General features: G+C 67.2%; 12 protein-coding genes and 1 riboswitch. Of the genes, 6 read left to right on the forward strand and 6 right to left on the reverse strand.

The features are described from left to right. Positions 1 to 35 precede the first annotated feature (35 nt). Positions 36 to 1,031, forward strand: a complete 996-nt coding sequence (locus BAY15_RS14315; RefSeq protein WP_068853686.1) for an alpha/beta fold hydrolase — start codon at positions 36 to 38, stop codon at positions 1,029 to 1,031. Here BAY15_RS14315 and BAY15_RS14320 read toward each other — a convergent pair. From BAY15_RS14320 to metX, 3 genes are read right to left on the reverse strand one after another with little or no spacing between them, the layout of a single operon-like run. After that, positions 994 to 2,085: a homoserine dehydrogenase gene (locus BAY15_RS14320; RefSeq protein WP_068853687.1), complete on the reverse strand. Its 1,092-nt coding sequence runs from the start codon at positions 2,083 to 2,085 to the stop codon at positions 994 to 996. The genes BAY15_RS14315 and BAY15_RS14320 overlap by 38 nt on opposite strands. Beyond that, a complete protein-coding gene (locus tag BAY15_RS14325; RefSeq protein WP_068853688.1) occupies positions 2,082 to 3,326 on the reverse strand; it encodes an O-succinylhomoserine (thiol)-lyase in 1,245 nt (414 codons plus the stop codon). Before BAY15_RS14325 ends, BAY15_RS14320 begins: the two co-directional genes overlap by 4 nt. Beyond that, positions 3,323 to 4,351: a homoserine O-succinyltransferase MetX gene (gene metX / locus BAY15_RS14330; RefSeq protein WP_068853689.1), complete on the reverse strand. Its 1,029-nt coding sequence runs from the start codon at positions 4,349 to 4,351 to the stop codon at positions 3,323 to 3,325. Before metX ends, BAY15_RS14325 begins: the two co-directional genes overlap by 4 nt. Positions 4,352 to 4,429: 78 nt before the next feature. Continuing rightward, positions 4,430 to 4,549, reverse strand: a riboswitch (SAM riboswitch). Between the two features lie 146 nt (positions 4,550 to 4,695). Here metX and BAY15_RS14335 point away from each other — a divergent pair. The 4 genes from BAY15_RS14335 to BAY15_RS14350 all read left to right on the forward strand — a co-directional run bounded on the left by BAY15_RS14335 (position 4,696) and on the right by BAY15_RS14350 (position 10,437). Further along, the gene (locus tag BAY15_RS14335) at positions 4,696 to 5,586 is read left to right on the forward strand and encodes a M23 family metallopeptidase (protein WP_068853690.1); all 891 of its coding nucleotides are present in this window, start codon (positions 4,696 to 4,698) and stop codon (positions 5,584 to 5,586) included. Between the two features lie 75 nt (positions 5,587 to 5,661). Then, positions 5,662 to 7,266, forward strand: a complete 1,605-nt coding sequence (locus BAY15_RS14340; protein ID WP_068853691.1) for a peptide chain release factor 3 — start codon at positions 5,662 to 5,664, stop codon at positions 7,264 to 7,266. Positions 7,267 to 7,329: 63 nt separating this feature from the next. After that, a complete protein-coding gene (gene trhA, locus BAY15_RS14345) occupies positions 7,330 to 7,962 on the forward strand; it encodes a PAQR family membrane homeostasis protein TrhA (RefSeq protein WP_068853692.1) in 633 nt (210 codons plus the stop codon). 492 nt (positions 7,963 to 8,454) lie between these two features. Continuing rightward, positions 8,455 to 10,437 (forward strand): AsmA family protein, encoded by a 1,983-nt coding sequence (locus BAY15_RS14350; protein ID WP_068853693.1) that lies wholly within the window; start codon positions 8,455 to 8,457, stop codon positions 10,435 to 10,437. Positions 10,438 to 10,482: 45 nt separating this feature from the next. Here BAY15_RS14350 and BAY15_RS14355 read toward each other — a convergent pair whose 3' ends face one another. From BAY15_RS14355 to mtgA, 3 genes are read right to left on the reverse strand one after another with little or no spacing between them, the layout of a single operon-like run. After that, positions 10,483 to 10,914, reverse strand: a complete 432-nt coding sequence (locus BAY15_RS14355) for a CBS domain-containing protein (RefSeq protein WP_068853694.1) — start codon at positions 10,912 to 10,914, stop codon at positions 10,483 to 10,485. Next, a complete protein-coding gene (locus tag BAY15_RS14360; RefSeq protein WP_068853695.1) occupies positions 10,874 to 11,893 on the reverse strand; it encodes a glycosyltransferase family 2 protein in 1,020 nt (339 codons plus the stop codon). Before BAY15_RS14360 ends, BAY15_RS14355 begins: the two co-directional genes overlap by 41 nt. A 3-nt stretch (positions 11,894 to 11,896) precedes the next feature. Beyond that, positions 11,897 to 12,646: a monofunctional biosynthetic peptidoglycan transglycosylase gene (gene mtgA, locus BAY15_RS14365; protein WP_068853696.1), complete on the reverse strand. Its 750-nt coding sequence runs from the start codon at positions 12,644 to 12,646 to the stop codon at positions 11,897 to 11,899. A gap of 83 nt (positions 12,647 to 12,729) precedes the next feature. Here mtgA and BAY15_RS14370 point away from each other — a divergent pair, with 83 nt between their 5' ends. Then, on the forward strand, positions 12,730 to 13,623 hold the full coding sequence (locus BAY15_RS14370; RefSeq protein WP_068853697.1) for an Hsp33 family molecular chaperone HslO: 894 nt from the start codon (positions 12,730 to 12,732) through the stop codon (positions 13,621 to 13,623). The last annotated feature ends 2 nt before the right edge of the window (positions 13,624 to 13,625 follow it).

Raw genomic sequence — 13,625 nt, forward strand, 5'->3', positions numbered from 1 at the left:
CGGTTATCCTCGGGGTTCCCCCACTGGAGAACGCCATGCGCATCCTGGCCGCCGCCCTGCTTGCCTGCCTGCCCCTGACCTCGTTCGCCGCCGACACCTACGACGCGCGCCTGCAGGCCTTCGACTACGGTTGGCCGGTCAAGACCTTCAGCTTCGATTCGCAGCGCCAGCCGCTGGAAATGGCCTACCTGGACGTGGCGCCTGCCGGCCGCCAGGTCGGCACGGTGGTGCTGTTGCACGGCAAGAATTTCTGCGCGGGCACCTGGCGTGATGCCATCACCGCGTTGAGCAGCGCCGGCTACCGGGTGATTGCCCCGGACCAGATCGGCTTCTGCAAATCGAGCAAGCCACTGCGCTACCAGTATTCCTTCGGCCAGCTGGCCGCCAACACGCAGGCGCTGTTGGCGCATCTCAAACTGGACTCCACCAAAGTCGACCTGGTCGGCCATTCGATGGGCGGCATGCTGGCCGCGCGGTTCGCGCTGATGTATCCGCAGCAGCTGCGCCAGCTGGCCCTGGTCAATCCGATCGGCCTGGAAGACTGGAAGGCCAAGGGCGTACCCTGGCGCAGCGTGGATGCGTGGTATGCCAACGAACTGAACACCAGCTTCGACAGCATCAAGAAGTACCAGCTTGACGTCTACTACAGCGGCCAGTGGACGCCGGAGTTCGAGCACTGGGCACGCATGCAGGCCGGGATGTATGCCGGCCCCGGCAAGCAGGCCGTGGCCTGGAGCCAGGCGCTGACCTCGGACATGGTGTTCAACCAGCCGGTCGTGCATGAGCTGGCCAACATCCGCGTGCCGACCACGCTGTTCATCGGCCAGAAGGACCGCACCGCCATCGGGCGTGACCTGGCCCCGCCTGCATTGAAAGCTGCGCTGGGCGACTACCCTGCCCTGGGCAAGGCTGCCGCCGCCGCGATCCCCGGCGCGACGCTGGTGAGCTTCGACGACCTGGGGCATTCGCCGCAGGTGCAGGACCCGTCGCGGTTCAACGCGGCGTTGTTGAAGGCGTTGAAGGGCGGGTGATCGACAACACGTCGTCCAACAAGGCGGCGGCGGTGATCCCGGCCCCCGCACCCGGCCCCTGGATCAACAACGGCTGCACGTTGTAGCGGTCGCTGTGGATCGCCACGCGGTTGTCGGTCTCCGCACCGCCGGCCAGCGGGTGGTCCAGCGGCACGATCCGCAGCCCGACCGTGGCGCCGTCGTGGTCGAAGCCGCCGATGAAGCGCAGGCAGCCGCCCTGCGCGCGTGCCTGCTCCCAGTGCCGCTGCAGCGGCGCGTCCAGCAAGGCCAGCTGTTCGATCGCCTCGGTGGCCGGCAGCGCCGCCAGTGCATCGGGGACCAGCGAGTTCACGGCCACCTGTTCGGCGCGCAGCGCGATGCCGCTGGCGCGGGCAAGGATCAGGAGTTTGCGGCGCACGTCCTCACCGGACAGGTCCACGCGCGGGTCCGGCTCGGTGTACCCGGCGCCCGCCGCCTCGCGCACCCACGCCGAGAAGGGGCGCTGACCGTCGTAGTGATGGAACAGCCACGCCAACGACCCCGACAGCACGCCTTCCACCCGGTGGATGCGGTCGCCGCCGGCCACCAGCCCGCGCAGGCTGCTCAGCAGCGGCAGCCCTGCGCCGACGGTGGCGCTGTCGCCGTAGCGTGCGCCGCCGTCCAGTCCGCTGCCGGCGATGGCCTGTGCACGCGCCAGCTGTGCGCCCTGCCCCAGCTTGTTGGCGGTTACCACGTGCACGCCGCGCGCCAGCCACTGCTCATGCCAGTTGGCCACATCGTCGCTGGCGGTGGCGTCCACCACCACGTCACCGCGTTGCAGACCTTCGGCTTCGGCCCAGGGTTGCAACGCGGGCGCCGTGCGCGCGGCATCGTTGGCGCGCTCCAGGGCCTGCGCCGGCTGCTGTTCGCAGGCGCGTGCCGTCCGTGAGTTGGCCAGCCACGAGAACTGCGGCAACTCGACGCCTCGTGCCTCGAGCGCCTGGTAGCGCTGCACGAACGCGGTTCCAACGGTGCCCGTACCCAGCAACGCCAAGCGACGTGGCGCCGGCCGCGCGAAAGGCAGTACCGCGCTCATGCGTCCACCAGCCTGCGCCGGGCCAGCTGCGCCTGGCGGTCGATCACCGCCTGGGCCCGCTCCAGGCCGGCCTGCAGGTCCGCGACCAGGTCTTCAGCCGCTTCGATACCCACCGACAGGCGCAGCAGGCCCTCACTGATTCCCGCATGGGCGCGGGCCTCGGCGGTCATCGCCGCGTGGGTCATGGTGGCCGGGTGCGCGACCAGGCTTTCCACCCCGCCCAGCGATTCGGCCAGGGTGAAGCAGCGCAGGCCATCCACGAACGCACGCACCGCCGCGTGCGGGTCATCGCCCGGGCACGAGGCCAGTTCGAAGGACAGCATCGCGCCGAACCCGCTCTGCTGGCGCGCGGCAATCGCGTGACCGGGGTGCGATTCCAGGCCGGGGTAGTAGACGTTGGCCACCGCGTCGCTGGCGGCCAGCAGCTGCACGATCTCGGCGGTGTTTTCCTGGTGCACGCGCAGCCGCGCGCCGAGCGTCCGCAGGCCGCGCAGGGTCAGGAAGGCATCGAACGGCGAACCGGTCAGGCCGAGTGCGTTGGCCCACCACACCAGCTGTTCGTGCAGCGCCGGATCGCGCGCGACCACGGCGCCACCAACCACATCGCTGTGGCCGTTGATGTACTTGGTGGTCGAATGCAGCACCACATCGGCACCGAAGGCGATCGGCTGCTGCAGCGCCGGCGACAGGAAGGTGTTGTCGACCACCACCTTCGCACCGGCGCGGTGCGCGGCATCGATGACGAAGCGCAGGTCGGTGATGCGCAGCAGCGGGTTGGACGGGGTCTCGATCAACACCAGCGTGGGCGACTGCGCCAGCGCGTCGGCCAGCGAACGCGGGTCGGTCAGGTCGGCGGTGACCAGCTGGAAGTGGCCCTTCTTGGCCAGCGCGTTGAACAGCCGCCAGCTGCCACCGTAGGCGTCGTGCGGCACCACCAGGGTATCGCCCGGTTCCAGCAGCGCATTGAGCACGAGGTTGATCGCGCCCATGCCGGTAGAGGTGATCACCCCGCCAGCACCGCCTTCGAGTTCGGCCAGCGCCTCGCCGAGCAGGTCACGGGTGGGGTTGCCGCTGCGGGTGTAGTCGTACTGGCGCTTGTTGCCGAAGCCATCGAAGCTGAAGTTCGACGACAGCACGATCGGTGGGGTCACCGCCCCGTGCGCGGTATCGCGATCGATACCGGCGCGCACGGCGGCGGTGACTCGGCTACAGGTCGGCTCGGAACCGGCGGACTGGCTCATGCGTGTTCTCCCGGGGTACGGAATGCGGTGGCGAGGATCGCGTCGATGCGATCGGTTTCTTTGAGGAAGGCGTCATGGCCATAGGGCGAGCGCAGCACGCGCAGGCTGCCGCGCGGGCCCAGCCCTTCAACCAGGCCGACCAGGTCGGCCAGCGGCACCAGGCGGTCGCCTTCTACGGCCACCACGACGGTGGGTACGCTGATCGCGGCGGGGTCGATGCGGTGCAGGTCGATCGATTCGGACAGGCGCAGGTAGGCCTCCACCGGGGTGCGCGCGACGTACTGCGCGCCGGCGGCATCCAGGTAATCTTCGGCCGCCACGCGGACACGCCCATTGACCACTTCCGGCGGTGCATCGAAGCGCTCGCCGAATTCTTCCGGGGTGCGGTAGCTGAGCATGGCGAACTGCCGGGCCAGCGCCAGGCCGTGGCTTTCGCCGCACTGCAGCTGGCCCAGCGCAACCGCGCGACGCTGCAGCGCGCGCCAGGCGGCGGCGTAGGGATGCGGGCGATGCGCGCCGCTGACCGCGACCAGCTTGGCCAACCGCTGCGGGTGGCGCACGGCGAACTGCTGGCCCACCAGCGCACCGTAGGAGTAGCCCACGAAGCACTGCAGCTGGGTAATGCCGAGGTGATCGAGCAGCAGGGCGAGCGCATCGGCCTGGTCGGCGGTGTCGATCGGCAGGTCCAGTGCGCCGTCGGCACCGATGAAATCGAAGGCCAGGATGCGGCGCGAGGCCGGATCCAGCGCACGACCGGGTGCTACCAGGCCCTCTGCCCAGCCCTTCTCGGGGAACTCGGCGTTGGCGGCCACATGCCGGTGTGCGGAAATGCCACCGGCCAGCACCACCACGGGCGCCTGTTCACGGCCCACCAGTTCGTAGCGCAGCCGCACCGGACGTGCCCCCCCGTGGCGCATCGACAGGATCGCGGCGATCTCGCCGCGAACGGCGCTGCGCCCGGCATCAACCGGAACGCTCAAGGGGGCGAAGGAGTCCGAAGCAATGGCGGCGGTGGCGAAACTCATGGCGATATCCCGAAGAGGAAAACGGCCATCGAGCTTTCGCGGAGCTCGCGTTCGAAGCGCACGCACGGTGCACGGTTCGAACCATCTTTCGGAAGACACCACGGTCCCCGCAGGATTTGGCACCTACGCAGGTCGCTTTCGCGCCTGCGGGCTGCCCCGGCTTCAAAGGGCCTGTCCCTCTGCCGGTCTCGATGGTGGAGCCACGATGCCAGCACATTCCGGGCATGTCAATCCTTCCATCTGGATGAAGCGATATAGTTTTTTCTCATCAGCCAGCAGCCGCCCCTCTTTCCTGAACGAACGCGGTTGCGTAGAGTCCGCGCACCCTTACTGGAAGCTCGCTGATGCGCCGGATCCTGCTGCTCACCCTGCTGGCGTGCCCATTGATGGCACCGGCCGCTGAATCCAACGGTGGAGCGGACTGGCGCGGCGGCTGGGGATTGGTGCGCCCGGCCGACCAGGCGCCGCAGGGGGCGCGGAGCGGCACGCTGGCCTCGGTGAAGCTCGAAGGGGGTGCCGCGTACTGGCAGGCGCGGGTCGACAACCACCTCACCGGTCCGGTGCAGATCGCCCTGCGCCAGGACGCGGGTGCCGCGCTGCTGCCCGGGCTGCCCCTGCAAACCGTGCTGCCCGGCTCGGCGAGCGTGGTGGTAGCGCGGCTGCAGCTGCCACCGGATACCGAACGCCTGAACCTGCTGCTGGACGCGGTTCCCGGCGACCCGGCGGCGCGGCCGCAGGACGTGGCCTACCAGCTGCCCTTCGATGCGCGCCGGTTCCAGGTCAGCCAGGCGCCGCAGGGGCGTTTCAGCCACAACGATGCTGAAAACCGCGACGCGGTGGACTTCGCGCTGCCCGAAGGCACCCCGGTGCTTGCTGCCCGCGCGGGCAAGGTGATGCAGGTGCAGGGCAACTTCAGCGGCAACGGGCAGGATCCCGCGCGCGACCGCGACCGCGCCAACTTCATCCGGGTCCTGCATGAAGACGGCAGCATGGCCGTGTACGCCCACCTGCGCGAAAACGGGGTACTGGTGCGCAGCGGCCAGCGTGTCGAGGCCGGCCAGCGCATTGGTGTTTCCGGCAACACCGGCTACAGCACCGCCCCACACCTGCATTTCGTGGTCCAGGCCAATGCCGGCATGCAGCTGCGCTCGATTCCGGTACGCATCGTGGCCCCCCAGGGCGAGCTGCACTTCGCGCGTGAAGCGGCTGACGGCGGCGACGCGGCCAGCCACTGACCCGCCGGGCTGGGCGGCCCGGTATACTGGCGGGCTTATCTCCATGAGAAGCGCCCCGGGCGGGCGCGTCACGCCATGTCCGAAGTCGCTACCGAAGCTGCGCGCCGCCGCACCTTCGCCATCATCTCCCACCCTGACGCCGGCAAGACCACGCTGACCGAGAAGCTGCTGCTGTTCGGCGGTGCGATCCAGATGGCCGGCTCGGTCAAGGGCCGCAAGGCCGCGCGCCATGCCACCTCGGACTGGATGGCGCTGGAAAAGGAGCGCGGCATCTCGGTCACCTCATCGGTGATGCAGTTCCCGTACGAAGGCAAGATCGTCAACCTGCTCGACACCCCCGGCCACGCCGACTTCGGCGAGGATACCTATCGCGTGCTTACCGCGGTGGACTCGGCGCTGATGGTGATCGACGTGGCCAAGGGCGTGGAAGAGCGCACGATCAAGCTGATGGAGGTGTGCCGCCTGCGCGACACCCCGATCATGACCTTCATCAACAAGCTCGACCGCGAGGGCAAGGAGCCGATCGACCTGCTGGACGAGGTGGAAAGCGTGCTGGGCATCCAGTGCGCGCCGGTGACCTGGCCGATCGGCATGGGCCAGCGCCTGAAGGGCGTGGTCCACCTGATCAGCGGCGAAGTGCACCTGTACGAACAGGGCCGCAACTTCACCCGGCAGGATTCGACCATTTTCCCGTCGATCGATTCACCGGGCCTGGCCGAAAAGATCGGCGCGGGCATGCTGGCCGAGCTGCGCGACGAGCTGGAACTGGTGCAGGGCGCCAGCCACGCGTTCGATCTTGACGCCTACCTGGCCGGCAGGCAGACGCCGGTGTTCTTCGGTTCGGGCGTGAACAACTTCGGCGTGCAGCCGCTGCTGGACTTCTTCGTCGAGCACGCGCCGTCGCCGCAGGCACGCGCCACCACCGGTCGGGTGATCGCCCCACAGGAAAACAAGCTGACCGGCTTCGTGTTCAAGATCCAGGCCAACATGGACCCGCAGCACCGTGACCGCGTGGCGTTCATGCGGGTCTGTTCGGGGCGCTTCGTAGCGGGCATGAAGACCTTCCACGTGCGCACGGGCAAGGAAATGAAGCTGGCCAACGCGCTGACCTTCATGGCCAGCGACCGCGAAATCGCCGCTGAAGCATGGCCGGGCGATGTCATCGGCATCCACAACCACGGCACCATTTCCATCGGCGACACGTTCACCGAAGGCGAAGCGGTGAGCTTCACCGGCATCCCGAACTTCGCGCCGGAACTGTTCCGCCGCGCGCGCCTGCGCGATCCGCTCAAGCTCAAGCAGCTGCAGAAGGGCCTTGCCCAGCTGTCCGAAGAAGGCGCCACCCAGTTCTTCCGCCCGCTGATGAGCAACGACCTGATCCTGGGCGCGGTGGGCGTGCTGCAGTTCGACGTGGCCGCCTACCGGCTGAAGGACGAGTACGGGGTGGAAGCGACCTTCGAGCCGGTGAGCGTGACCACGGCGCGCTGGGTGACCTGCAACGATGCGAAGAAGCTGGAAGAATTCCGCGAGAAGAATGCGGGCAACCTCAGCATCGACGCGGCGGGCCAGCTGGTCTACCTGGCGCCGACCCGGGTCAACCTGCAGCTGGCGCAGGAACGCGCGCCGGACGTGCGCTTCGCGGCAACCCGCGAAGCGACGCACAGCATGTCGGTCGCCTGACCTGGCGAAACCGGCGATGATAGGGGGGAGCGGGCTCCCCCTCCCCGCGCGACGATCATCGCCATGACCTCTGTTGCTTCCGTACGTGAAGAAATCGCCAGCGCCCTGACCCACGGGCTGGGCGCGGTCGCCGCGCTTGCCGGCAGCGCGGTATTGATCACCCTGGCCGCGATCTACGGCGACGCCTGGCAGCTGGCCAGCGCCATCGTGTTCGGCGTGGCACTGCTGCTGCTTTACACGGCCTCCACGCTCTACCACGCCATCCAGCACCCGATCGCCAAGGGCCGACTGAAAGTATTCGACCACTGCGCGATCTACCTGCTGATCGCCGGCACCTACACCCCATTCACCCTGATCGGCCTTCGCGGTCCCTGGGGCTGGGGCATGTTCACGGCCATCTGGGCACTGGCGCTCGCCGGCGTGGTCTTCAAGCTGTTCTTCACCGGCCGCTTCAAGCTGCTCTCCACTATCATCTACATCGCGATGGGCTGGATGGTGCTGGTGGCGATCAAGCCGATGTGGTCCTCCATCGACGGCTGGACCCTGGGCTGGCTGTTTGCCGGTGGCCTGTCCTACACGCTGGGCACCTATTTCTACCACCGCGAATCCATCCCCTACTCCCACGCGATCTGGCACCTGTTCGTGATCGGCGGAAGTGTCTGTCACTTCGTTGCGGTTACTGCACAGATTCTTTGAAGCAACGGCAACCGCAACAGCAACAGCAACAGCAACAGCAGGTTGCCGGTTGCTTACTGTTTAGGGGCGGTGTGGGTGGGTCGCCGGGACACGCCGCAAGTACGTCCTTGTAGGCTCGTTCGCGCCATCCATGGCGCTCTACGGTCCCGTCAACCCACCCACACCGCCCCTTCGACAGTTGGTCGGCCACCAATGAAGATCAAGAGCAGAAATCCGCTCCCTTGTCCGCCGACGCAATGCTGAGGGGGCGGGCGGGGGTATGCCATTGCGGGACCGTAGAGCGCCATGGATGGCGCGAACGAGCCCCCATGGATGGGTTTACGGCGTGTCCCGCAATGGCATACCCCCGCCCGCCCCAGCTCGCAAAAGTGAACAGCACGCGCTTTGGCTTTGGCCTTGGCTGTGGATCTAGCTTTGCTTTTGGCGCCACACTGACGCGATCCTTACCAATGCTTCGCGTTGCCTGCACGATGAACGGGCAAGGATGGGCGGGTGAATACCGTTCCCGCTCCTACGCCCGTTGCGCCATCCTCCCGCTCACGCTGGCGTTTTCGCCGACCGGGCAAGCGCGGGCAGCGCTGGCTGGCGGTGCTGGTTTTCCTTTTCGCGCTGATCCTGCTGGTGATCGCGCTGTGGGACTGGAACTGGTTCAAAGGCCCCGTCGAGCGCGCCGTGCAGGCCAAGACCGGCCGCGAATTCCATATTGGCGGCAATCTGGATGTCGATCTCGGGCGCACCCTTACCGTGCGCGCCGATGGCCTGACCTTCGCCAATGCCGAATGGTCCAAGACCCCACGGATGGCCAGCGCCGACCGCGCCGAGATCGACCTGCGCGCCTGGCCCCTGCTGCGTGGCGATATCCGCATTCCGGAAATCCGCCTCACCCGCCCCGACCTGCTGCTGGAAACCGCGCCCGGCAAGGACCAGCCCGGCAACTGGGATTTTCTTGGCCCCAGCGATGGCGAGCCGCCCGTGCTGCAACGCCTGCTGGTCGACGATGGCCGCCTGAAGTTCCTTGATGCCGCTGGAAAGACCGACATCCTGGTCGCCATCACCAGTGGCAAACCACGCAACGCCGACAGCGCACCGCCGCTGCTGGTCAGCGGCAAGGGCCGCTGGCAGGGCAATCCGTTCACGCTGGCTGGCAACACCGAATCGCCGTTGGAACTGACCAACAGCGAGCATCCGTTCCGCATCCATCTGGATGGGCGTGCCGGCAGTACCCACGCCATTGCCAGCGGCACCCTGACCAACCCGTTCGCCCTGCGAACCTTCGATCTTGATTTCGCGCTCAGCGGCCAGGACATGGAAGACCTGTATCCACTGATCGGCCTGGCCATCCCCTCCACCCCACCGTATCGCCTGAAAGGCCGCCTCAAGCGCAACAACGATGTCTGGCGGTACGAGAACTTCACCGGTGTCGCCGGCGACAGCGACCTGGGCGGTACCGCGCAGATCGACGTCAGTGGCGACCGCCCCTTCCTCAAGGCGGAACTTGTTTCCAAGCGCCTGGACTTCGATGACCTTGCCGGCTTCGTCGGCGCCCCGCCCAAGACCGGCGCCGGCGAATCGGCCAATGCCGAACAGAAGGCCAAGGCCGCCGCACTCGCGGTGAAGGCACGCGTGCTTCCGGATACGCCCTACGACCTCAGCAAGCTCCGCGCGATGGATGCCGATGTGCACTGGAAGGCCCAGCGCATCAACTCCCCCGCGCTGCCGCTGGACGACATGGATGCACACCTGAAGCTGGACGACGGCCTGCTGCGCCTGGAGCCGCTCAACTTCGGCGTCGCCGGCGGCGACATCCGCAGCACCATCCGCATGGATGCACGCAAGCCGACCATTGCCACCCAGCTCAAGGCCAGCATCCGCAAGGTGCAGCTGGGCGGGCTGTTCCCCGACGCGAAGCTGGCCGAGCAGGCCTCCGGTGGCATCAGTGGTGAGATCAACCTTACCGGCAACGGCAACTCGATCGCATCCATGTTGGGAAGCTCCGATGGCGCCGTTGCGGTGGGCATCGGTCGCGGCCATGTCGGCAACCTGATCATGGAACTGGCCGGCCTGGATGTAGCCGAATCGCTGAAGTTCCTGTTCACCGGCGACAAGCAGATTCCGCTGCGCTGCGCGTGGGGCGATTTCGGCGTGAAGCAGGGCCTGATGACCTCGCAGCAGCTGGCGTTTGATACCACCGATACGCTGATCCTTGGAGAAGGCACGGTGGACCTGAAGCAGGAAAAGCTCGACCTGCTGCTGCGCCCCCGTCCGAAGGACATCAGCATCCTGGCACTGCGTTCGCCGCTGCGCATCGGCGGCACGTTCAAGGATCCGTCGTTCCGGCCGGACTTCAAGGCGCTGGGTCTGCGTGGTGCCATCGCCCTCACGCTGGGGAGCATTGCCCCGCCAGCGGCGCTGCTGGCCACGATTGAAACCGGGCCGGGTGAAGATTCGAATTGTGGCGGCCGGTACGCGAAGTAGAAGAACTGAAACGCTGCTCTTCGCTTGAAAATATCTGCAGGCAGCTCAGCCTGCGACGATGTACTGCTGCAGCTGGTCCAGCTTCTGGGCCTGTTCGTCGATCACCGATTTCACCAGGTCGCCGATGGAGATCACGCCGACCACGCCGCCGCTGTCCACCACCGGCAGGTGGCGGATGCGGTAGTCGGTGACCAGTTGCAGGCAGTGCTCCACCTGCTCGGACGGCGCCACCGTTACTACCTTGGCGGTCATGATGTCGCTGACCTTCGTCGACCTCGAGGAGCGGTCATGCAGCACGATCTTGCGCGCGTAATCGCGTTCGGACAGGATGCCGACCAGGCTGCGGCCGTCCATCACCAGTACCGCGCCGATGCCCTTGTCGGCCATCAACCGGATCGCGTCGATCACCGCCGATTCCGGGCCTACCGCGAACACCTCAGGGGACTTGCCTTCCAACAGCTGTCGTACCGTGGTCATCTCGCTGCTCTCCACCGATGGGATGCACGCCCGAGTCTGCCACGAACGGTGCATGCCAGGTGTCAACCAGATACAACGGCCGCTGCTTGGATTCCTCGTACAGCCGGCCCAGGTACTCCCCGATCAGGCCCAGCGCGATCAGCTGCACCCCGCCCAGGAACAGGATCACCGCCATCATCGTGGGGTAGCCGGCTACCCGGTCGCCGTACAGCGCCGCCTTCAGCACCACCCATCCGCCGAACAGGAATGCCACGCCTGCCGTGGCCATTCCCAGGTAGGTTGCCGCCCGCAGCGGTACCGTAGAAAAGCTGGTGATGCCTTCCAGTGCGAAATTCCACAGCTTCCACAACCCGAACTTGCTGTCGCCCACCATCCGCGCATGCCGGTGATACGGCAACGCAACGCGCCGGAAGCCGACCCAGCCGAACAATCCTTTCATGAACCGGTGGCGTTCACGCAGCTGGCCCAGCGCCTGCAGCGCGCGTGGTGACAGCAGGCGGAAATCGCCGGTATCGGCCGGAATCGGGATCCTCGACATCCGCCCGATCACCCGGTAGAACGCCGACGCCGTACTGCGCTTGAGCCAGCTTTCGCCGTCGCGCACCTGGCGGGTGCCGTACACGTTGTCATAGCCCTGCCGCCACAGCGCCACGAACTCCGGAATAAGCTCGGGCGGGTCCTGTCCATCGGCATCGAGGATCATCACCGCGCCGGTGTCCACGAAGTCCAGTCCGGCCGTCAGTGCCGCCTCCTTGCCGAAGTTGCGCGACAGGCGCAGCACGCCCACGCAGCTGTCGGCTGACGCCAGTTCCTGCATGACCTGCCAGGTGGCATCGGTGCTGCCATCGTCGACGTACACGATCCGGCCCTCGACGCCCTCCAGTCCATCCAGGACCGCGCGCAGCCGTGGCTGCAGCAGGGGCAGCGCCAGCGCTTCGTTGTGGGCCGCGATGACCAGGGTGAGGCGTTCAATCGTCATGGCTCACTCATCCTTCAGGTAGGCGCCGCCGCCGAGCTGCCGCGCCTGTCGCTGGATCCAGGCGGCCCGTCGCTGCACGTAGGGGCCGGGGCGCGCGGCGTTGTACCGGCGCGGAGCCGGCAACACGGCCGCCAGTTTTGCGCTTTCGGCCGGCGACAGCCGCGCCGCATCCTTGTTCCAGAACTGCCTGGATGCCGCCTGCGCACCGTAGATGCCATCACCGAACTCGGCGATGTTGGCGTACATCTCCAGGATCCGCCACTTCGGCCACAGCGTTTCGATCAGCAGCGTGTACCAGACCTCCAGCCCCTTGCGGATCCAGCTGCGGCCCTGCCAGAGGAACAGGTTCTTGGCGACCTGCTGGCTGATGGTGCTGGCGCCGCGCAGGCGCCCGCCGCGGGCATTGTGGTCGCGCGCCTTTTCAATGGCCTGCAGGTCGAAGCCATTGTGTTCGGGAAAGCGCTGGTCTTCGGCCGCTACCAGCGAGATGGGCAGGCTCGGGGCCATCTGGTCGAGGTCGCGCCACTGGTAATGCAGCCGGTAGCTCCAGTCGCCCTGGCCCAGCGCCTCGCCATAGCGCCACAGCATCACCGTCGACAGCGGCGGGTCGATGAAGCGCAGCACGGCCACCTGCAGCACGCTGCCGGCCACGAACAGCACCGGAAGCCACAGCAGGTGTTTCCAGCGCCAGCGGCGCCGGCGGGTCGGTTCCAGGCCCGGTTCGGCCTTGTGGTTGCTGCGCTCTGCCCCCATTAGTGGTGCATCCTCTGCTTGCACGGTTGTCGGCGCATTATCCGGCAACACGCCCTCATTACTTAAGCGCAGCCACCGACCCGATGACCGCCCAGACCGATTCCCTCATCCGTTTCCTGCTTCCCGATGCCGGCGTGCGCGGCGTGCACGTGCGCCTTGACGCCAGCTGGCAGCAGATCCTCTCCCACGGCACCTACCCGCCGGCCGCGGCCGAGCTGCTGGGTGAAGCCACCGTGGCCTCGGCGCTGTTCACCGGCCACACCAAGGTGGACGGCCGGCTGTCGATCCAGCTGCGCAGCAACACCGCCATGCGCACGCTGTTTGCCGAATGCACCGCCGCCGGCACCCTGCGCGGCATCGTCCAGCTGTCCGGCGAAGGCGATGCCCCGCGCGACCTGACCGCGCTGGGCGAGGACGCGCTGCTGGCCATCACCATTGAAAACCCCGGGCTGGACCCGCGCGAGCCACAGCGCTACCAGAGCCTGGTCGGCCTGGGCGCATCCGGACTGGACGAGGCCTTCGAAGACTACTTCCGCCAGTCCGAACAGCTTCCCACGCGCCTGCTGCTGGCCGCCGATGGCGACCGGGCCGCCGGCCTGCTGCTGCAGAAGCTACCCGGCGACGAGGGCGATACCGACGGCTGGTCCCGGGCCAGTGCGTTGTTCGAGACGCTGGGCAAGCAGGAACTGCTGGACGTGGCCGGCAATGAGCTGCTGCACCGGTTGTTCCATGAACAGGCACCCGAGCTGCTGGGTGAGCGCCCGCTGCGCTTTGCCTGCTCCTGCTCGCGCGAACGGGTGGAGGGCATGCTGCAGTCGCTGGGCGAAGTTGAGGCCCGGGCGGCCGCCGAACCCACGGGATCCGTGGACATCCGTTGCGAATTCTGCGGACGGGAGTATCACTTTCCGTTGACGGAATTCGACATACTGTTTAGCGACGCCGTTGTTTCCTCACCGGCACCTGAACGGCTTCAGTAATC

This window comes from Stenotrophomonas rhizophila (assembly GCF_001704155.1).
Classification (GTDB): Bacteria; Pseudomonadota; Gammaproteobacteria; order Xanthomonadales; family Xanthomonadaceae; genus Stenotrophomonas; species Stenotrophomonas rhizophila_A.

Coding starts and splice junctions, on each gene's coding strand:
- mtgA (WP_068853696.1), bottom strand. CDS start 12,646: ATGGGGGCAGAGCGCAGCAACCACAAGGCCGAACCGGGCCTGGAACCG.
- BAY15_RS14355 (WP_068853694.1), bottom strand. CDS start 10,914: ATGACCACGGTACGACAGCTGTTGGAAGGCAAGTCCCCTGAGGTGTTC.
- metX (WP_068853689.1), bottom strand. CDS start 4,351: ATGAGTTTCGCCACCGCCGCCATTGCTTCGGACTCCTTCGCCCCCTTG.
- BAY15_RS14340 (WP_068853691.1), top strand. CDS start 5,662: ATGTCCGAAGTCGCTACCGAAGCTGCGCGCCGCCGCACCTTCGCCATC.
- BAY15_RS14315 (WP_068853686.1), top strand. CDS start 36: ATGCGCATCCTGGCCGCCGCCCTGCTTGCCTGCCTGCCCCTGACCTCG.
- trhA (WP_068853692.1), top strand. CDS start 7,330: ATGACCTCTGTTGCTTCCGTACGTGAAGAAATCGCCAGCGCCCTGACC.
- BAY15_RS14320 (WP_068853687.1), bottom strand. CDS start 2,085: ATGAGCGCGGTACTGCCTTTCGCGCGGCCGGCGCCACGTCGCTTGGCG.
- BAY15_RS14335 (WP_068853690.1), top strand. CDS start 4,696: ATGCGCCGGATCCTGCTGCTCACCCTGCTGGCGTGCCCATTGATGGCA.
- BAY15_RS14325 (WP_068853688.1), bottom strand. CDS start 3,326: ATGAGCCAGTCCGCCGGTTCCGAGCCGACCTGTAGCCGAGTCACCGCC.
- BAY15_RS14370 (WP_068853697.1), top strand. CDS start 12,730: ATGACCGCCCAGACCGATTCCCTCATCCGTTTCCTGCTTCCCGATGCC.
- BAY15_RS14360 (WP_068853695.1), bottom strand. CDS start 11,893: ATGACGATTGAACGCCTCACCCTGGTCATCGCGGCCCACAACGAAGCG.